Source organism: Clostridium hydrogeniformans DSM 21757, from assembly GCF_000686705.1.
Classification (GTDB): Bacteria; Bacillota; Clostridia; order Clostridiales; family Clostridiaceae; genus Clostridium_Z; species Clostridium_Z hydrogeniformans.
The window spans coordinates 286,231-308,055 of the sequence record NZ_JMLJ01000003.1 but is presented as its reverse complement, the minus strand read 5'-3'; the positions used below and the strand labels follow the sequence as shown (position 1 = coordinate 308,055).

At 28.0% G+C, this 21,825-nt stretch carries 12 protein-coding genes, 1 other RNA gene and 1 pseudogene; 10 read left to right on the top strand and 4 right to left on the bottom strand.

Features of this window, described 5'->3' with window-relative positions:
- Positions 1 to 456 precede the first annotated feature (456 nt).
- Positions 457 to 1,359: a hypothetical protein gene (locus BR69_RS0101295; RefSeq protein ID WP_027631553.1), complete on the top strand. Its 903-nt coding sequence runs from the start codon at positions 457 to 459 to the stop codon at positions 1,357 to 1,359.
- 112 nt (positions 1,360 to 1,471) lie between these two features.
- A complete protein-coding gene (locus tag BR69_RS0101290) occupies positions 1,472 to 5,509 on the top strand; it encodes a hemoblobin-interacting domain-containing protein (RefSeq protein ID WP_027631552.1) in 4,038 nt (1,345 codons plus the stop codon).
- 107 nt (positions 5,510 to 5,616) lie between these two features.
- On the opposite strand, the gene BR69_RS0101285 is transcribed toward BR69_RS0101290, so the two are convergent.
- Together BR69_RS0101285 and BR69_RS22050 are read right to left on the bottom strand one after the other, a co-directional pair.
- A complete protein-coding gene (locus tag BR69_RS0101285) occupies positions 5,617 to 5,931 on the bottom strand; it encodes a DUF3784 domain-containing protein (protein ID WP_027631551.1) in 315 nt (104 codons plus the stop codon).
- 105 nt (positions 5,932 to 6,036) lie between these two features.
- A complete protein-coding gene (locus tag BR69_RS22050; RefSeq protein ID WP_423219665.1) occupies positions 6,037 to 6,168 on the bottom strand; it encodes a hypothetical protein in 132 nt (43 codons plus the stop codon).
- 178 nt (positions 6,169 to 6,346) lie between these two features.
- On the opposite strand from BR69_RS22050, the gene BR69_RS0101275 reads away from it, so the two are divergent.
- The 6 genes from BR69_RS0101275 to dptH all read left to right on the top strand — a co-directional run bounded on the left by BR69_RS0101275 (position 6,347) and on the right by dptH (position 18,628).
- The gene (locus tag BR69_RS0101275) at positions 6,347 to 6,922 is read left to right on the top strand and encodes a GNAT family N-acetyltransferase (protein WP_027631550.1); all 576 of its coding nucleotides are present in this window, start codon (positions 6,347 to 6,349) and stop codon (positions 6,920 to 6,922) included.
- Positions 6,923 to 7,345: 423 nt separating this feature from the next.
- Positions 7,346 to 7,679: a transfer-messenger RNA gene (gene ssrA / locus BR69_RS21355) on the top strand.
- A 541-nt stretch (positions 7,680 to 8,220) separates the two neighbouring features.
- Positions 8,221 to 10,044 (top strand): radical SAM protein, encoded by a 1,824-nt coding sequence (locus BR69_RS22045; protein WP_207640745.1) that lies wholly within the window; start codon positions 8,221 to 8,223, stop codon positions 10,042 to 10,044.
- Positions 10,045 to 10,204: 160 nt separating this feature from the next.
- Complete coding sequence (gene dptF / locus BR69_RS0101255) at positions 10,205 to 11,983, top strand: DNA phosphorothioation-dependent restriction protein DptF (RefSeq protein ID WP_027631549.1); 1,779 nt, start codon at positions 10,205 to 10,207, stop codon at positions 11,981 to 11,983.
- Positions 11,983 to 13,395 (top strand): DNA phosphorothioation-dependent restriction protein DptG, encoded by a 1,413-nt coding sequence (gene dptG / locus BR69_RS0101250; RefSeq protein ID WP_027631548.1) that lies wholly within the window; start codon positions 11,983 to 11,985, stop codon positions 13,393 to 13,395. The genes dptF and dptG overlap by 1 nt, the downstream gene beginning before the upstream one ends.
- Positions 13,376 to 18,628 (top strand): DNA phosphorothioation-dependent restriction protein DptH, encoded by a 5,253-nt coding sequence (gene dptH, locus BR69_RS0101245; RefSeq protein ID WP_027631547.1) that lies wholly within the window; start codon positions 13,376 to 13,378, stop codon positions 18,626 to 18,628. Before dptG ends, dptH begins: the two co-directional genes overlap by 20 nt.
- Positions 18,629 to 18,665: 37 nt before the next feature.
- On the opposite strand, the gene BR69_RS0101240 is transcribed toward dptH, so the two are convergent.
- Together BR69_RS0101240 and BR69_RS22420 are read right to left on the bottom strand one after the other, a co-directional pair.
- Positions 18,666 to 19,667, bottom strand: coding sequence for a hypothetical protein (locus tag BR69_RS0101240; protein ID WP_027631546.1), 1,002 nt, complete (start codon positions 19,665 to 19,667; stop codon positions 18,666 to 18,668).
- 211 nt (positions 19,668 to 19,878) lie between these two features.
- Positions 19,879 to 20,073: pseudogene (locus BR69_RS22420) on the bottom strand (IS3 family transposase); the annotation flags it as partial.
- Between the two features lie 968 nt (positions 20,074 to 21,041).
- Between BR69_RS22420 and BR69_RS0101225 the strand changes: the two are divergent.
- Both BR69_RS0101225 and BR69_RS0101220 read left to right on the top strand, forming a co-directional pair.
- Positions 21,042 to 21,227: a Panacea domain-containing protein gene (locus BR69_RS0101225; protein WP_027631545.1), complete on the top strand. Its 186-nt coding sequence runs from the start codon at positions 21,042 to 21,044 to the stop codon at positions 21,225 to 21,227.
- 121 nt (positions 21,228 to 21,348) lie between these two features.
- A complete protein-coding gene (locus BR69_RS0101220; RefSeq protein ID WP_027631544.1) occupies positions 21,349 to 21,555 on the top strand; it encodes a hypothetical protein in 207 nt (68 codons plus the stop codon).
- Positions 21,556 to 21,825 lie beyond the last annotated feature (270 nt).

Genomic DNA, 21,825 nt, shown 5'->3' with positions numbered 1-21,825 from the left:
AATAAATTGTTGTTTATATTTTTTTATACAGCTTAACTCTTAGTATCTCTAACTGATCCTTAAGATTCTTATTTTTACATATAGAATTTACTATAACTATTATAATTTATTAAACTATATATTCTAAAGAAACATATAAGGTTTATATTATGCTTTAAGGTAATGTATATTTTACCATAATAGAAATAATTAGACAAACCATAAGCCAAATTCTTTATATATAGATTATCAAGTCTTATAACTTTAAGAGATTATCTATTTTTCAATTATATATAAGATTATATAGATAAGTATTAAATGTAAACATTGTTAATTAACAAACTAATTTATTAATTTTACACAGAAATTTATAATAAATACCTGTTTTATACATTTTATATGAACAAGTATTATTTATTATGATAACATTAAGAACGTAAATCAGTTGATAATATATATCAAAAAGGAGGGAGTAATATGAACAAAAAGGTAACAGCAATTGCTACATTCATTGTGGTAATGGCAGTGGCCGTTGGTGCATATGCCTTAAATGGTAATAATAAGCCATCTAAGTCTAATAATAAGGAGTATAGCTCTGCATCAAAACAAGAAAAAGACTCTAAAATCAATGAAGAAATAAAGGAGGTTGTTCAAGAATTCACAGGAAGTGGTAATGAAGAAAATAAAGCTGTGGATGCATCAACCAGTGCTTCAAAAGAAGAGGTTATGGTTAATGGGAAAAAGGTAATAAAATCTTCCACTGGATATATTAATGGAGGGGTAGAGGCAGTAACTTCTTCTTCTAAGAAAAGTAGTGGAGGAAGTACTGTTACTACAGTTAAGCCAATAGATGCTTCTACAGGTAGTGGAGGGGTAGATGTTATAACAAATCCATCAAAGCCTTATGTAAATAAAGATGATAATAAGAAGCCTACCACAGGAGATAAAAAGCCAAACAATGATGGGAATACAAATAAAGGTGATAACTCTGGAGGAGACAAGGATCCAATAGATGTTATAACCACTCCTTCAAAACCAACCACAATACCAGAAGGTAATAAGGATGAAGGTACTGGTGGAAATACAGGGGATAAGGAAGAAAATAAACCAACTACAAAGCCTGATGTAGTAAGCACTAACTTAATAAACAAAGCTAAATCTAGAATAATGGAAGTTCACTTTGTCTACTATGGGGTTATAGTTCTTGAAGATGGAAACATAAATAATTGTAAGTTTTATGTTGATGGAAAAGAAGTAACTCCATCTAAGGTAAACAAAGAAGGAACTATAGTAAAGATAGAACTTGGAAGCAAAGCTTCAAGGGACTTAAGAGTGGTAAAGGGAAGTGTTGAAGATACAACTACACTTAAATATAGATAAAAAAAGTCTATACAACTAAAAAGCTATATAGACAAGTTACCCAAGAGGGATTATATAAAAATTCGAAAATCAATTATAACACAGGAGAAAAATAAAAGAAAGGAGAATGTATATGATAAAAAGATCTAGTTATATAAAGGCATTAGCCATGGGGATAACTTTTACTGTTTTTTATGGAATAAGTGCAAAGGCAGCCCCAACAGAGATATATGGATATAGAAGAATGAGTCTTTATGATTTTCATAAAAGTAGCTACGATAAATATGGAAATGTTAGATATATGCCAGGTGGATCAGAGTTTTCCACTACAGGAAACAATAAAGTAGGGGGAGAGGTAGATACAACCACCACAGCAAGTATTAAAAATAACTCAGTAGCTAAAAGTAGTCCAATAGTTAGAGCAAAGAGAAGTGCAAAAACTGTAGATGTATTATCTTCTGCAAGTAAGAAAGACAAGCCAGGAAAAGATGGAGGCAGTGATGTAGTAACCTCAGCTTCTGGAGGCTTTGTAGCATCTGATGTAGTATTTGACTTTAATATGTTATCAAACGCTTTTATTTTAAAAGATCTAGGATATGATGTAAAAGAGGCAAATGAAATAATAGATATATTTAATACAACAACTAGAACTCATATAGGAAAAAGAGGAGTATTAGATTTCTTAGTAGATTATGAAGACTATTTAGAAAAGGCAAATAATGCTTTTTATGATGATGAATATTTAAGTTTTGAGGATTATATAAAATCCAATGATTATAAAAAGAGAAATTATCCTTATAAGGTTAAGTATATATTAGAGGATGGAGCTTTTGGAGATCAAATGGACCCAATGGAAGTAAATAAAAAAGATTCTCCAAAGGTAAACCCAGATTTAGAAAACAATATTAAAGGCAATAAGGTAGAGCTTAAGTTTAAGGAAAATGAAGATTGGGCAAATAATCTAGAAAGTATAAGAGTAGGAAATAACCTTCCAGAAAAGCTTATAGGAGATTATGTTAAGGCTGAAAAAGACAAGCTTATAATAGATAGTAGTGTTTTAGACCTTGGAAACAATGCTCTTACTATAAAAACTAAAGGCTATAGAACCATATATGTGAATCAACCTATTTATAAAGGAAAGGTTAAGCCAGAGATTAAAAACAGTAATTTATTAGGGGAAGATATAAAAATAACTAAGGTTACAGAAGACTATATTAAGAGTCTTAAATCTATATCAATAAATGGTAAAACCTTAGATAAAAACAATTACTATTATGAGAAGGAAGGAAATACCCTTATTATAAAAAAGGAAACCTTTGATGGAACAGGGGTATATAGCATAACCTTAAATAATGAACCAGAATATGAAAATATAACATTAACTACAGTTATAAATAGAGATAATAAAGAAGGTATAAGGTTAATACCTGATATTACAAATAATGTTCATGGAGAAATATTAGAACTTCTTATAGAAAACTATAATGAAGAGTTAAATGGTAAAATAGAAAAAATATATGTTGGACAACACTTATATGATTTTAAAAAGGAGAATATAAGGGATGGAAAGCTTATAATTACTCCTGAAGACTTAAAGAATCAAAAAGGAAAGATTCAAATAAAGCTTATATTAAAGGATGGAAATGAAATAAGTGCTATCCAAGTAGTTGAGGAAAACAAGGATATACTTAATGCACCTAAGCTTAAAGCTGAGCCAAGAGAAGTTGGACAAGATATTTATTTAGATTTTGAGAAAAATCATAAGTGGGAAAGGTCCATATATAGTATAAAACTTATGTATGCTGTAGAGAGCACGGGACTTGCCACTGAATTAGAGTATAAAGTGCAAGATGGAAGAATTATATTAAAATATGATTCTAATGTATTTAGAAGAAATGGAATGTTTAAGGTTAGAGTATTTGCTAATGGTTATGAACCAGAAGATGTTATGGTGGAACTGAAGAAAGATCACCCAAGCTTCCTATTACCATATCCTCCAAAGGTTAATGAAGAGTTTAAGATTCAAATGACTCAAGGAACTCAAGATAGTGATTGGAGCTTAAATATAAACTCAGTAACCTTAGATGGAAAGCCTCTTGAAAAAGATAAGGACTTTTCTCCTATGGTAACAGGTATTAAGTTCTTAAAGGATTCAATAACTACTAAAGGAGACCATAAGCTAGTAGTTAAATCCACAGGATATAAGGATTATGAGGTAGTATTAAAAATTAGGGATAATAATGGGGACTTAGTAGACCCTATAGAAGTTGATAAGTTATTCTTTAAGGATACAGTGGTTAAGGGAGAGGATTTTGTTATAGAAACTCCTCAAAGTAGCTGGCTTGAAAATATAATTCAATGTGAATTAAATGGAGCATCCCTTAAAGAAGGAGATTTTGAAATAAAGGATAATAAATTTATAATAAAATCTCATAATATAACAAAAGATGGTGAAAATGAGCTATTTGTAAAAGCAAAGAATCACAATAAAGTAAAGATTAAATTTAATGTTAAGAATAATACTGCTCTTAAAAATGGTCCTATTATAGAGGGAATAACTAAGGATAATATTGCCTCAAAGGATATAGAGTTATCCTTTAAAGATGATGAACCTTGGAGAAACTCTGTAGGTAATATAAAAATAAATGGAGTTAACCATTCCTTAAAAGAGGTTCATTTAGAAAAGGGTAAAATAGTCTTCCCATCAGGACTTTTAAAGGATGGATTAAACAATATAGTAATAGAAGCAAAGGGATATAATAATGTAAGCTTTGTTCAAGAGATAGGAAAAACAATACCAGATAAGGTAGCTATTCTTCTTAAGACTATAAAGCAAGGGGATAAGGTTGTATTAAATTATGCCTATACTTCAGAATTTAATGTGGAGAATATTACTGTAAATGGACAAGAAGTAGGCCTTAAAAATAATTGTGAAAGAACCATGTTTGGAGATTTATATATTAATACTAAGGGAGAGCTGTTTAAAGAAGCTGGAACCTATTCTGTAGTTATAAAAGCTAAAGGCTTTGCAGACAAGGAGTTTATTATAACTGTAAAGGAAAGAAAGATAGATAAACCTAAGGATGATAAAATTGAAGATGGTAATAAGGAAAAGGAAACTAATAAAGAATTAAAAGAAGTTCCATCTAGTGTATCTTTACTTACAGCTGATATAAACCTAGGAGATAAGGTAAGAATAGATGATGCAAAGACCTATAACTATAAGGTAGATAAAGTATTAGTAAATAATAAAGAATTAACCCTAAACAAGGATTACTCCATTGATCTATTTGGAATAATGAGAATTAATGAAGAAGTCTTTAATAAGGAAGGGGAATACACAATAACCTTAAAGGCAGAAGGATTTAAAGATAAAGAGCTTAAGGTTAATGTAAAAGATAAAAATAAAAAAGTAGAAGAAAATAAAGACAAGCCTAAGGATAAAATAAAACCAGGAGATAAGGAAAGTGATAACCTTGAAAATAATAAAGAAACTCCTAAAGATGAGGAAAAGAAAAATCAGTTAAAAGAAGTACCTTTTAATGTAGACCTTAATGCCTCAAATATAAGTTTAGGAGAAAAGGCTAAGGTTAGGTTTGCTAAGTCTTCTGAGTATACTGTAAATAAGGTATTAGTAAATAATAAGGAAATAGATATGACTAAATATACCTCCTTTAACTTTATGGCAATGCTTGAAATAAGTGAGGAAGTTCTTAATAAAGCTGGAGAGTATATAATAACATTAAAAGCAGAAGGGTTTAAGGATAAGGACTTTAAACTAACTGTAAAAGATACAAATATAAATAAGGAAAAAGAAACACCTAAAGATGAAGAAAAGAAAAATGAAAACAAAAAAGAAGATGTATCTAAAGTAGAAGATAATAACCTAAAAGAAGTTTCTTCTAATGTATCCTTATTTACAAAAGAAGTGTTTTTAGGAGAAGCAGTTAGAATAGATTCAGTAAAGGGACGTGAATACACTGTAGAATCAGTTCTAATTAATGGAGAAGAAATAGACTTTAAAACCTTTTGCACCATAGATTTCTTTGGAATAATGAGAATAAAGGGAGAAGCTTTTAAGGATTTAGGAGAAAACACAATAACCCTTAAGGCTAAAGATTTTAAAGATAAAGAACTTAAAGTTAATATTATTGAAAAGAAGAAAAAATAAATAAAACTAAAAGAAGAGGCATAGGATTTATGTCTCTTCCTTTAAAATTAAGGCTCTGTTAGAGAAAAGTGTTGATATACAACATAAAAATAAGGTAGGCAACTACCTTATTTTTTACTTTTAAATCTATTTCCTGTATTTGCATATATTATTACAAAAACTATTGAAACATTCAATAAAGCAGTCCCAATCCAGAATAATATCTTCATCATGAAAATATCACTTAAAGTGAATAGTGATATACAAAAAGCAACCATAAACATAAGTTTACCCATGAATTTACATAAAGATATTACATCATATTTTTCTTTTTCTTCTTTACTCATAGTGTTGAATCCTGCTATTAAAAACGACCATTTACCTAAAGATAACATTGTGCCAATAAGTATAAATAAAGCAATTATTAATATTTTACCAACCATAAAATCACCTCACATAAAATTACAGTTCAATATATGGTCTTATATAACTCAATATAAATGATTTTATATTACATTTCAATTATTTTACAAATATTATTCTAAGTTTTATTTTCTTAGTTTATATCCTTCTATTTTAGTATGAACAAATGGAATTACACTATTAATAGGTATATTATTTGTCTTTATAACCTCTTTATTTTTATTAAAACTTTCATTAGAAGAACCAAGTGTTAGCATTTTCTCTATATAGTTAAATACTTTTCTTAGTTGATATTCATTAAGTGAAGTATTTTTATGTGATAAGTAACAAAAAAGTATTACTATAATAAAGAATATTTACCATAAATATGAATATATGATATAATTTTACCTAGAATAACTATAAGTATAACATATTTTATGAGGTGGGAGATTTATGATAATAGGTAAAGAGATACTAATAAGACCATTGGAAATAGGAGATGAGGAATATTTATATAAATGGTGGAATGATGAAGACATGATGAGCCATGCTGGCTTTGCCTTTGGGACCCTAGAAAGTAAAGAAGCCATAAGACTTAATGTGTTAAAGAGTGCAGAGAATTCTAAGCCTTTCTCTAATAGAAAGCTTTTTATTTTGTGTAGAAAAGAAGACTTAAAACCTATAGGAGAGATGAATTACTCAGAGTGGGATATAAGAAATCAAAAATGTGAAATAGGGATAAAGATTTGTGAAAACTTATATCAAGGAAAAGGATATGGGGTAGATGCCTTGTATCACTTTATAGATTTTTTATTTAGATATTTAAATTTAAATAAGGTAGAGCTTACTACCATGGAAGATAATAAAAGAGCACATAATTTATATGAAAAACTAGGCTTTAAGGAGATTGGAATAATTAGAAAGGCATATTTTGATAGTAGGCGTGGAGAGTTTTCTAATGCTATATATATGGATATATTAAAGGAAGAATGGATGGAGAGAAAAGATAAGGTTACCTTTAAATATTAAAATCTTTAAGTTGAATTTTTAATAGAGACTTTATTTTATGAAGTACATAGATTTTACAGTATTAAATAAAGAGTTATATGTAAAAGGAATAAAATCTATAAATAAGGGGTATTTAAATCTTAAAAGATTATATTAAAGTTTTTAAATTTTAGATAAAAATAGTTAGATATAAATAAAATGGTATGCAATACAATTAACTATAAGAAGAGGAAACAGTTATACATTGAATAAAGTTTTAATATAGTATAAGATAATAACTGTAGCAAGGATAAAGGCTAATAAGTACTAAGATTAAAAACCTTAGTTGACAACAAGTCATCCTTGTAATAAAATTAATTAAGTAGTTTACTTAAGGTAAACTTTAAAAATTGAATATTGTATATAAGGAAGCGTTTATAAGATTATTACCTACCATGGGGGCGCAATGGTTTCGACGGGGGTAAGAGGTCTTGAGGAAGCGAGTAGAGGGAAGCATAAGCCCGCTTTAAAAAATCATGCACTAAATGTAAACGCAGAAGACAATTTTGCATTAGCAGCTTAATATAGCTGTTCGTTCTACCTGGGAGTCCTACGGCCTGGGATAGGGCGCCGATTAGTAGGGAACCGAGCCTTAGAAAGCTTTGACTAAGGAACGGAATTTATGAAGCTACTAAAGTAAAGAGCCTGCCAGTGGGCGCTTTATGGAGGGAATGTTAAAACGCTAGGCTGCACTCGGAGATGCCTTAGGAGTTCTATCTTCGGACAGGGGTTCGATTCGGTAGAGTCGCCTTACGAAGCAATTCGTAAGTGAAAACCTGGCTTTATCGGTGAAACCGTAACACGTGACGGTGACGGCAATACCGAGAGGTATGGAAGGAAACTTACCAGCCTTGTATCGACTCATAGGTCTCTAAAGCTTTAAGCAAAGAGATACTAGGATAGAGGTCATAAACTATACTAAGGCCTTTATAATACGCCAGGGGGCTTAAAATTTAAGTCCAAGATATAGTCAGTGCTACTTAGAAATAGTAGAATAACATGTCCCCTCGCCTCCACCAATAAATCCACGACATGATTGTCGTGGATTTTTATATTTAGGAATATTTAATCTTTAGAACTGTTTTAGGAAAAAGGAATGAAGTTTTTTAAAAAGAAGTCGATAACATAAAACAAGGAATAATATTCCCTTTTATATCAGCATAAACTACATTTTCTATATTGATGTAAATTAAAATTGTATTTAAATATAAATATTAGTATAATAAATAATAGATCGAATAGACTTTCGATCTATTATTTACTTTTATGGAGATATATTTATGAGAATAGGATTAATTGATGCAGATTTAATGGATAACGGAACACGACATCCTAATTTAGCTTTAATGAAATTAGCTGGATATTATAAGTCTAAGGGACATGAAGTAACTTTAATTTATAATAATTATGAAGAAGTCAAAAAATATGATAAAGTATTTATTTCTAAAGTCTTTTCTTTTACAAACATTCCTAAATGGGTAATTGAGTTAGAGCATGTTAAAATAGGGGGAACAGGTTTCTTTCCAGATGGTGGAGAGAACTTAAGCCATGAAATAGAGCATCACATGCCATATTATGATTTATATAAGGAGTATGTCGAAGGACAATTAGCTTTAGGTAAAAGAAGAAGTGGATTTTCAGATTACTTAGATTATTCTATAGGATTTACAACGAGAGGATGTTTTAGGAAATGTTCTTTTTGTGTTAATAAGAAATATAATCGAGCATTTAGACATTCACCAGTATCAGAGTTTTTAGATGATAAAAGACCCTTTGTATATTTATGGGATGATAATATTTTAGCTTTTGAAAACTGGGAAGAAGTTTTAAATGACATAGAGGCTACGGGAAAGCAATTTCAGTTTAGACAAGGGATTGACATAAGGTTAATGACCGATAAAAAGGCAAAGAGATTTAATGACGCAAAGTATCATGGAGATTTTATTTTTGCGTTTGATAATATACAAGATAGAGAGTTAATTATTGAAAAGGTACAATTATGGAGAAGGTATTCAACAAAGATTTGTAAGATGTATGTTATTAGCGGATATGACTCTCAAGATGAAGAAGATATTAGAGGTGTATTCGAAAGAATTAAGATACTTATGAAGTACGGATCTTTACCATATATAATGAGATATGAAGATTACAAAAAGAGTAAATATAGAGGTATGTATGTTCAACTAGCTAGATGGTGTAATCAACCTAATTTCTTTAAAAAGAAATCGTTTAGAGAATTCTGTGTTGCTAATCAAGAATATCATTCTAATAAGGAAACTAATTGTGCTGCTTATCAAGCAATGCTAGATTTTGAAAAGGATTGTCCTGAAATTGCAGCAGAATACTTCGATTTAAAGTTTGAAGAAGAGAATATGTATAAATTCCAATATGGATTTGGAAGAAGATATGCCAACAAACATTTATGTAATACGTGTATAAAAAAGAACATTACATGGGAATCAATTAGGAGTAGTGAAGTTAATGAAAAGGAAGTTCTTAAGCTTTATTTTACTAAGCAAATTGATTTACAATGCTGTAATTATGAAAACTCAATTTGTAATAACATAGACTTATATAGCAAGTACATAGTAGATTTATTGTTAAGAACTAATATTGAAGATATTATTGATTATATAAGTAAGAGTGATGATTTAGAGGACGTATTAACAAGAGAAAGGTTGAAATTACAAGATCACAATGAAGCACTATTTACGTTAATAGAGCTTTTAAACAAAGATTCAAATAGAATGTATACATTAAAAGAAATATCCGTTGGAATAGGAAAAGATTATGATGATAAATCTTTAAAAGATATAGAAGAAAATTTAAAGTTTGCAGCGTTACTAGATTTAGTTCAAATAACAGGATCAAGATCTAAAGCTAAGGTTATTTTATCTAACTTAGGTAAGGTATATTCTAGTTGTAGTAATGATGAAAAAGAGAAGTTAATATTAAGATTATTATTCAGAATTCCAAAGGTACAACAGGAATTCATAAAAGAAAATGATAAAAATGTTAATAAATACGTTAATATCCCCAAAACACTTGGATATAGAAGATCAAATTCGGAAAATATGGTAATATTAATAGAAAAGAACATTTGATCGATAAATTATTTGATTTAATAGAGGGATATTAGGTGTAGGTGAAGTTTAGGCTAGCTTAGAAATAACCAGATTGATTATGAAATAATTGATCTGGTTTTACCTGAGGCTAGCTTTAATTTTTGAATTAATACAATAGATAATAGTTGGAGGGGTAGAAATGGCTGAAACTTGTTTTCTAGATGAGTTGAAAAAGTTAAAGATGTCATCAAAAGAGGCAGTAGATCACATTGAGGATTTTAGTGAATTTAAGCAATATATGCACGTTGAAAGAGAGATAGAAAAAGAACTAAAAGGGATGTTAGATGAGGCAATACGTGCTTCAATGGGAAGATTAATTTTAGTATGTGGTAGTTCTGGAGATGGTAAATCTCATTTACTATCGTATTTATTGAATAAATATCCAGAACTTAATGATGCGATAGAGGTACATAATGATGCAACAGAAAGTTTTGACCCTAAAAAGACATCTTTGGAAACGTTAAAAGAAGAGTTAGAAGAGTATAATGATGAAAATATAGATAGTTGTGAAACTATTAAGGTATTGTTAATTAACTTAGGTACATTAACTAACTTTATTGATTCAGAGTATGGAGAAAAATTCAGTAGGTTGAAAGCTTATATAGAAAACAATCAAATATTAATGGCAGACGTAATCAACAAAATAGAGATTAGGGATAATAAATTTTCATATGTAAATTTTGCTGATTATCATATGTTTTCACTAAGTGATGAAGGGGTAGGCTATGAATATATTTATGAATTGATGGATAAGGTATTTGCTAAAGCTGAGAATAATAGATTTTATACAGAGTATAGAGAGAAATGTTCTATATGTCATGTAAGAAAAAGATGTCCTATAAAAGAAAACTTTGAGCTTTTAAGTACAGTTGAAGTGAAGGTAGGAGTTTCATCTAAACTAATTGAAATAATGATAAAAGAAAAGGTATCTATAACTACAAGAGCAATAATGAACTTTATATATGATATTATAGTTCATCCAGACTTTAACAACTTAACTAGAGAAAAATTTCTTAAAAAGATAGATAAATTAAATATCATAGAATACATGGATGCATTAACTGCAAATATTATGTTTATAAATAAAGATTCATCTAGAATTATAAAGGCCTTAGGTAATGTTGATCCAGTGTTATGTTCTAATGAAGATATGGATGATTTAATAAATAAATTAAATAGAGAACCGTACTTTGCAAGAAAATACTTAGAAAAAATATATCCATTAGATAATACCTATATCGTAGATGTATTAAATGATGAGATTGAACTTAAAAGAATTTTTACTAATTCTAAGATAAATAGGCAACAGCTGCAAAAGTGGTTGATTAATCATTATTTAAGGCTAGATTATTTATGTGGTAGCGATAATGAACTGTATAAGGACCCTGTTTATAGTGAATTTATTAAATACTTGTATGTCTTTAATGCTAATGATATTGCAGAATTAGGGGATTTATATGATTCAGTAAGTGAAGCTATATATAAATTGGACAATGTTAAATCTTCAGATAGCAATATAAGAATAAATATGGGGAAATTGCAAAATAGGTTTAAGATATATGAAAAGTTATATTTAGAATGTGAAGAAGATGAATCAGACAATAAAGTTTTAACAGGAAGGCTAGATAAGTTTGTTTCAAACATAATATTAGATTTTGTTATAAAGAACAAGGTTGATGGATTAACTGTTAAGCTTGATTACAAGCTATATAAATTATTAACAAAAGTAAGACAAGGGTATATTCCAAAGAAAAAGGAAAGAAGTGATTTTATTAGCTTTATTGATTCTATTGAAGAGATAAAGAATTATGGAGAGCAAAATAAAGAGATCTATATTAAAGAAAACATAGCTGATGGTGTAGAAACATTTAAGTTCGCTAAAAAGTTTGGTAAGTATAAATTTGAGAGGATTAAATAATGGGATATAAGATTGATATAAGCAAAGTAAAGAAGGATTATAGTATGCAGGATCCGACTAAGAAACCAACACATAAGCCTAAAACTAAAGATAAATTAATAGTTCCATATAATGTTAGACCATTAAAGGAGCATAAGGATATCATAAAAAGGTTTGATGAGTGTATTGGAGCTTTTTGCTGTAACTTATTAAATTGTAATGCAACTGAGTTTAATAAAGAGGTATTCTTTTCAGATATTATAAATTCAGTAGAGTTTGAGACTGAAAATGATAAAGAAAAGTTTAAAGAGGTAGTTTCAACAGTTTTCTTTGATGAAGATAAGGGAATTGCAAAGTTTCATCCTAAAGTTTTAGTTTATTCAATGACAGAAGAAGAAAACATAGAAATGGGTAATTTTCTATATGATGTTTTATTTGATGAAAAAGAGAACTATGGAAAATGTATTGAAGAAGTATTTGAAAATAAAACAGGAAATGTTTTAACTGATTTAATTTTAGATAAGCTACCAGAGGTAGATATAAATAGTGAAAAGAAAAAGAAACAATATAAGAATTTCGCAGAAGAAATTACGTCTGTTTTTAATGAGGATTTGAAATATCTTTTAAAAGGAAATAGGGACTTTTGTTCTCAAATAGTAACCCTTTTAAAGTTCTATTATGTAGTTTATATATTAAGGTCAGTTGGTAATTTAAATAATATGTTTAATGAAAAGGAAGTACCGTTAATATACTTTACATTTGATTGGGAAAAGGTTTCTAAAGGGCGTATAGGATATGAAAATGGATGGTGCTTAGTAGAAAGTGCTATAACTAGTTTAAGATCTCATGAAATATGCCTAAATATTTTAAACTGTTCAAAAGCTGGCCGTAATAATTATACTTACAAGGAATTTAAAGAATTAGTTAGCAAAATGAATGATGATGAGAAACGAGAGACATTGAAGAATTTATCTGAAGTAGTAGGTATGTACGAAACTGCTATAAAAGATGAAAATGAATATTGGACAGAATATGAATTTGACTCTGATACTGATGATGATATTTTAGTTGAAGTTGAGAAATTATATGGCTTAATACATAATCATCATTCGAAGGTTACAAATGCTATAGAGTTAAGTCGTCGTTATTACGATTGGTTCTTTGAGTTTTGTAGAAATAACTTCTTAAGAAATAGGGGAAGAAATGGCATGACATTAAACTTAACAGAAGAATATGTAATACTATTAACTAAGCTATGTATAAAAGATGAGCAAAAGGTTAGATTACAATACGTTATAAAAGAACTTGAAAGAAGAGGGGTTTATCTAGATAAGGATTCAAGAAATAGATTAATTGATTTTTATCAAAGATTAAATGTATTAGAAAAGAAAAGTGATAGTGGGGATGCATTATATGTTAGATCAATTTTATAATTTTTTAGCTAAAAAGGTTGTTGAATATTTTGATGGGACAAGAATTTATTATGGTGATAGATATGAAATTCAATTTGAAAAAGAGTCAGATGTAAAGCACTTATATGAAGAAATAAAAAACATCTCTGACAGTAAACTATTTAAATATCAAGTTAATGAGAAGTATGAGGAATATACGACATATTCAATTAAGTTTAATGATATTATATTAATTGTTGCAGCTACAATTGATGGTGTTAATCCAGATTTCTTAGCTACATTAAGAAATGAAGTTAGTACAAACATGAAGTCACAATTTAAGAATTCAGCAATATTATTCATTCATACAAGTAATAAAGATACTATCACAGATGGAGGTATAAACTTTCAAAAGGAAGGTATGCCATTCCATTCTAAGACATTAATAAATGATATAAATTATCTTATAGATACAAGTAATCTTGCATTAAGTGCAAAATATGTATTAAAGTTTGACCTAAGAAGAAGGGAGAGAGAAGATTCTGATGAAGGTCAATCAATATTACAGTATAGCGATATAGTATCTATAATAAATAAAGGCTATATAGATGATTCTGAATTTAAAGAATTTGAATTATTTAGAGACCCTAAGCTAGATACAATTAATGATGAGAAGGAAGCTATTAGTAGGTTAAATGAGAATTCCCAAGCGTACTTAAAGATAGATAATATCCATAAATATGGTGGAGATATAGATAGTAATTTAGAAAAGTTTTTAGATGAAACAGGAAAAAAGAAATTAGCTAATAAAGACTGGTTTAATGAAGAATATAAAGTTGTTAGACAGTCTATGGATAATTATGACGAAAAGGATATCATCTATGAAGGTAGTTCTATAGAAAATATCTCTAAGGAAGATTACTGGGAGAAGGAAGAAGGACCAACTAAGGCACAACGAAGAAAGAGAAGCATAATTGTTTTTAATAAGGATAAAGTTGATAATATCAAATTATCTTTTGCTTTTGATAATAAGTTAGAAGCTATTAAAGATAAAGGTGTTAAATGTGATTTTGGGAAGAATGTTTCAGCTAAGATAAATAATAGGAAGATTAATGTGACATTAGAAGACTTAGAAGAGAAGGTTAGTTTTTATAAGGTATCTTATTCAGGAAAGAGTAATTATGAGTTTAAGATAGTCGTTATTCCAATGGATAAAGCTATATTTGAGGATACAGTTGTAAGAACTAATTACACTATAAAGATAGCTAAAAAAGAGCAAAACATTACGCTCACGACATCAGATTCAGAGTTTACGTTAAATCCATATGGTGAAGATACATCATCAATAACTTTGAATTTCCAAGATGAGAATGTACCTATTAACGCTATTAATAAGTTTAAGGTGAAAAATAAGATAAAAATAGATGAAAATGAAGATGCATATAGATTTAATCTTATGCTAGATAACCTAATAATTCCTGTTAATATTGTTGGAAGCAACTCTAAGATTACACGTATTAGTGGAAGACAAATTTGGATAAATAAATTAAGAGATAAGGGTAGCTATAAATTTCTAGATAATAAAATTATTAAAGATGAGAATGTTAATTTTGCTTATGATGAATTTAAAGTTAATCTTGATAGAGAAGAGTTTATCTTGAAAAATGGAGGAATGGCCTTCGTAGAATCAAATGGAAAACTAAAGGTTAGAGAGTTAAAAGTTTGTGATAAGTTAAAAGAAGCTTATAACAGAATTCTTGAATACTATAAGTCAAATGTTGTTTTACCAAGCTTAGCTTATATCGATGAAGATTTAGCAGAAAGATTAAAAACGTATATTGATATATACTATTCCAAATTAGAAAAGATTAAGTACAATGACAATATGTGTGATGAATTTGTTGATTTACTAAGAGTTGGGACAATAGAAGGAATGGGTTCATCTAGACAGATATTACTAACACCATTACACCCTATTAATGTGTCATATCAACTTATGATCACAGAAGAGTTAAAGGATAAAGTGATTTCTGATGAGGAAGATTTAGAAAAAGAAATTGCTAATAAATTAGATTCAACAAACCTTATTCCTTATATATCTTTTGGTGGAGAAAAGCTTTATAGATCTGTAGAACAAAATCATTCTAAAGAGTGGAAGCAATATGTAATAAATGATATTGATTTTAATGAAAGAAACAGAGGATTTGTTAAGAAGTTAGTTAGAGAAAAAATAAATGAATTTATAAAACACTTTAAGACTTTATTCTTATCTACAGAACTGCCATTAAGGATTAATTTAATTAATACAGGATACTCTAAAGATATTTTACAAGGGATAATAGACTATTATAATGAAGAATTAAAGAGTAAGGGAATTGAGAAGTTAAGACCACTTATTATTAATATATACAATAAGTCTGGTGATAGCGTATTTGAGGAGCTTCAAAATTATGTGCATGTTGATGAGGCAGAGGAAAAGCTAGGTTTATCATTTGCAATAAAATCTAGCAATAAGAAGTATTCTAAGGATGATATTTTTGACATTGTAAATTCAAAGCTTAGCTATTATATAAAGAATTATGATACTACTAAGTATGAATATAGTCATATAACATTCTACGAAATGGAGCATGAGTTCTCTAATAAAAATACAATAATGGATAATATAAATACGGGTGTATCACTTGGTGGATTATTATCATCAGTTCCTTCTAAAGAAATATCTAAGTCATATAGAACAGGGTATGGAACTAAGTTTATTTATTCTAAAAATACACTTATAAAAATGGCTACTAAAATGAATGCATTAATTTGTTCTGCTGAAAATGAATCACCATTTGATGATAGTAGGTGCAAAACTACAGCTATAGATGAATATAAAGAAGATCAATTAAATCGTATTTATGAATCTGCAAATTGGGTAACATTCATAAATCCAATGGTTGGATTACAATTTTTTAAGGATACTATTGAAGAGAAAGATTTACTTATTATACACTATAGTGATCAATATACACCATCTTCTGGATATGACTCTATTACAGTAACTAAAAAGACTAAGCAATATAAGGAAGTAATAAAGAGTTTCTTAGAAAATAAAAATGTATTATTAGGAAATGATGATGAGTTAATAACTAAAGTAATAAGCTGCTTTAATGCTATAAATGGAGATTGGCTATTAAAAATTATTTCTTGTAATGGATATGAAGATAGAGAGAAGCTTAGCATTGTATCTACTATAAAGTTGAGTTTGTCATATTTTTACAATGAAAATATTGTATGGGTTCCAATTTCATTAGAGGAAATTCTAAGAATATCCAAAGGTTGTGGCTTAAGTAGTAAAGAAGGTTTGTTCTCAGTAAAAAATCTAAGTGGTGATGGTGCTTATTCAGATGATTTGTTATTAGTAGGAATAGAATGTTGTGCTGATGGTAATATAGATGTTCACTATTATCCAATTGAAGTTAAGATTGGACAAGTTAAAGGGGATGTAACTAAAAAAGCGAAGCTACAAGCGTACAAAACAAGAAACCATATAGAAAGAAATATAAGCAAAGAAATTAATGATAAATTACAAGCAAAGATATTTAGAGATTTTCTAATTAAGTTAGTTCTTGTAAGCATCGAGAAATTAAAGCTTTATAATGTGTGGGATGAACAAAATTGGGATTCTATTATAGAAACGGATGTAAGAACAAAGTTATTAAATGATGATTATAGAATATCTAATAGTTTAGATGAGATAATTGGAAGAGGTGCTATATTTACTTTTAAAAGTGATATATCATTTGAAAAGAATGGTGAACTTGTTTCAATTGGTGTTGATGAATTAGGAGATGCTTTTAATCAGGAAGAATATGATAAGGGAAATAAGATTTTAGAATTAGTATTCCCAGAAGCATCAGGATATAGAAATATTTTAAGAAGTGTTGAAGAAATAAAGAACAATTTTATATTAGATAAGAGCGATATAAAGAGTGATACATTATTATATAACCTATATGAAGGTAGAGTTTGTGAAATGAAAGAAGAAACGTCTATTAATGATAATTCAAATGATGAAAAATCAAGTGCCATATATAGTGAAAATAGCGGTGAAGATATTGTAGCAGTTGCAGAAACTAAAGATCCATTATCAGTTCTTTTTGGAAGAGATATTCATAGAGATTGTGAGGTGATTTGGAATCCAACTGATTCAATACAAAATAATCATACTAATACAGGCATAATTGGAACTATGGGAACTGGTAAAACTCAGTTTACTAAATCTCTTATATATCAATTAAATAAAAATACTTATCAAAATATTGATGGTAAAAAGATTGGATTGTTAATATTTGATTATAAAGGTGATTATATAGATAATGAATTTGTTGAGGCTACAAATGCTAAGGTATATGAGACATATCATCTTCCATTTAATCCACTAGAATTAGTTCAAGGAAATAAGGAGAAAAACTTATTACCATTATACACTGCTAATGCTTTGAAACATACAATGACTACAGCTTTTGGTTTAGGTGTAGTTCAAGAGAACAAATTAAAAGAACTTATAATGAATGCATATGATAAACGTGGAATTAAAAAGAATGATCCGAACACATGGACTAAAAAACCACCTACTATAGCAGAAGTATGCAGAGAGTTTTTTGATGATGAAGATGTAAAGCAAGATAAACTATTTACATGTTTAGATAAGTTATATGATTTTGAAATATTTGATCCAGATGTGGATAACTCTAAATCATTATATGATATGATTGATGGAGTTACAGTAATAAACCTTTCAGACAGTGATTCGGATATTCAAAACTTAGTTGTAGGTATAATACTAGATATATTCTATTCACAAATGAAAGTATTAGGAGAAAGTAAACTTGATGATAAGTATAGACAGTTGAGTAAGATGATCTTAGTTGATGAGGCCGATAACTTCTTGTGTGAAAATTTCCAAAGTTTAAAGAAGATCTTAAAAGAAGGTAGAATGTTTGGAGTAGGAACAATACTATCAACACAGCTACTAAGCCATTTTTCTACAGGAGATAATGAATATGCAAACTATATCCTAACTTGGATAGTACACAAGGTATCAGACCTTTCAATAAAAGATATAAAGTTTATATACAATACAACGAATAAGACACAGGAAGATGAGCTGTTTACTAAGATAAAGTCATTAGAAAAACATAAGAGTTTAGTAAAGCTAGGAAATGTTGAAGATGTTATCTATATGGAAGATAATGCTTTTTGGATGGAAATGCAAAAGAATAAATAGAAAAAATGAGCAACATTTACGTTGCTCATTTTTTTAGTTAAAAAGATAATTTATCTAAAAGGATGTTTAAAGATTCAATATTTTTAGCTTTTAAAAGATTAACAAGATATTTGATATTAGATCTTCTACGTAAATAAGTTTTCTCTGAAATAGTAGGTACACATATTTCTTTAACATTAACTTGGTAATTAAACTTACATAATGAAATCAAGTGTTTAATAATGTTACATTTCAAAATTTCAAAGAAAATAATATTATCAAAAACTTCTTTATTAACATTAAGAAGAGCTTCTCCTAATGGAGTTAAAGACACAGTTTTTGGAACAGATGAACTAATAGAAACTAGCTCAAGAAGTTCTCCAGTTTTAGATTGATTCTCACCATATTTTTTATAGGCATCTGTTTTTTTATCACCTTCGGTAAGAAGTAAACCTACATCATTATAATTTAAAGGTTTCTCAATGTTTGATAAAACAGAAATAAGATTAATAGTTGAATTGTCAAAATTACTAAATTGAAGGATATCATTAGAGGTTAACTGAATATAAGAATAATCTATGTAATCTATAATAGAGTTAATTTCTGGTAATGTTAAATTATTTACAGTACTTATATAGGAGTTATCAGAGTGTGTGAAAAGTCCTTTTAATGTATTATAGCTTGATGTAGAGATATCCCATAAAGTTGTTTCTATAACTTTACCCGTATTTAGATGTATCATTTTATTAATATATACTAAAGGAATACTAATTTTTTCATCAATAAAAAGCATGTCCGATTCAACGCTATTAGAAAAGATAATATTAATCTTTTGAGTATTAAGAGATGAAAGAAATTCAATAGAATTTTTATATAAAAACATAAGTTTATTTTCATTTATGAAAATATTTATATTAGTATTTGGATATGTATCTCTTAGAGAAAAGATTTCACTTAAGTGAAAATTTGAAAATAATGATATAAATAGAGTTAATGATCTTTCTGGATATGATATATTTCTTAACTTAATTAGTGGTAGTGTTTGTATTTGATTTTTCAAGAGTAATACTCCCTTCAACAATTATAGTATTAATAAAGTTATAAGTTTGATTCTAATAAAAGTATATATCATTACAATCATATTGTAAAATTTACTAATAATTAGATAGCGGTTTATATCAACTTATTTTTGAAAATTAAAAAAATGTATTAAATTTTATAATATGAATTGGTCTTATGTCAATATCTTGGACACAAAAAGTCAAACTTTTTTATGATGCACTTCTAGCTAGTAATTCAAATTGATCTGGATCCATGTAATTAATAGAAGAGTGTAGTCTTTTTATGTTATACCAACCTTCAATATATTTAAATATAGCTATATTAGCTTCTTCAAAGGTACGGTATGTATTTATATAGATTTCCTCCTTGTTTAGTAAATAATGAAAACATTCTATGCAGTCATTGTCATATGGAGAACTTTTTAACTAAATGATTGTATAATGTTAAACTCTTTACATAGATCTTTTAGATCATTACTAGTGTATTGAGATCCTAAGGCTGTATGGAATATTAGAGCTTTATTTTTATTAGGATTTTGGCTGTAATAGCATTTTTCAAAGCTTTAAATAAGTAAATTATTAGTTATTCTTTTACCGAAAGCGTAGCTAATTATTTTTTAGAATGTAATTCAAGAACTGAAGCTAAATATCACTAACCATCTCTAATAGTATGAATATGTGCAATATAACTACCCGTTTTTAGTTAATAGAAGTAGTTCTAAAATATCTTTTGAAAAAGTTTTCTAAACCTTCCGCTACTTTTTTATTTGAATTAGGCTTGTATTTTTTTACAGTTATTGCATAAAGGCCAAGTTCAGTCATTTTTCTTTGAAATCTCTTTAAAAATATATTAAAGGCTTATGTACCAAGTATATGATGAATTCTAGGAGTTCAATATAAACCTTTATTACCTTTATATATTATCATAATAGTTGCTTTTATTGCTATCTATAAATTCTATTAATACATTTAATTTCTTGTTGCAAATATGTCTATAGCTTTTTTAAATATTTCATTTTCATCTTTATTTCTTGACATTTCTTTTTTAAAAGATTTAACTTCTCTTAAAGTCATAACTTCATTTTCATCTATATTAATTTATTTTGCATCTTTGATCCAGACGTTAATTCCATATTCGCCACTTAGTTCTGTTGAGCTTATTCCTTATATTTATATTCTTGATCGTATCTTCTGCTCTTTTCCATAATGGACACATCCTTTCTTAAATAAAATATTATTTTATTTAGTTTGACTTAATGTGTTCAATATTTTATTATAAATACCAATATATTATTGGTATTTATAACTGTAGATTGGAGGTAGAGTTATGGCGAAAATACTATATATAGAAAGTATTGAAAAGGGGGGAGTGTATGATTGATATTTTTGATGTAAGTAATTATTTTCTATCAGTACTACCTATGACACATAAGAAGCTTCAAAAGATGTGTTATTATGCTTATGCTTGGTATTATATACAATTTGATAATGGAAGATTTGAGACATGGATTCATGACCAAGTAAATATAGAACATTATTTTTATATGTGGATGATATGACATTTTCATATACCAATCCTATATCGAAAAAATGATTTGCGAAGTTGAAATTGAGCTGAAGAAATATCACTTAAAATTAAAAAGGACAAAAACAAAGATATATAATAGAAGAGATTTTAAATTGATAACAGGAGTAGTATGTGATAGAAATGGAAAACTAAAAGTTCCTAATAAGTTAAGAGAGGAAATTATTGAAGGATTTAATGATATAAAAAATTTAAAAAATGAAGAATTACAACAGAAGAAGAGTTCTTTATTGGGGGAAATATATAGTGCAGGGCAAATTAAACCATATATATTTTCAGCAATGATAAGAAGAATAAAATAATAGATATGGTAAATAGACTATATGATAATTCGATGTTGGAAATATACAGATGATAATTTAATTCTGTTTACTTGATGAATTTTTAAGTCAATGTTTTGTATCAACAATGAAATCCACAACAGTAATGTAGTGGATTATTTAGATTTGTAATCAAAATAAGATAATATTCAAGGATAGTAGTATAGAGGTTCCAACGAAATTCATTCCATTCTTTCTTTAGAAATAGAAACTTTATAATTTGCATAGGATATAATATCATCTATAGCAATG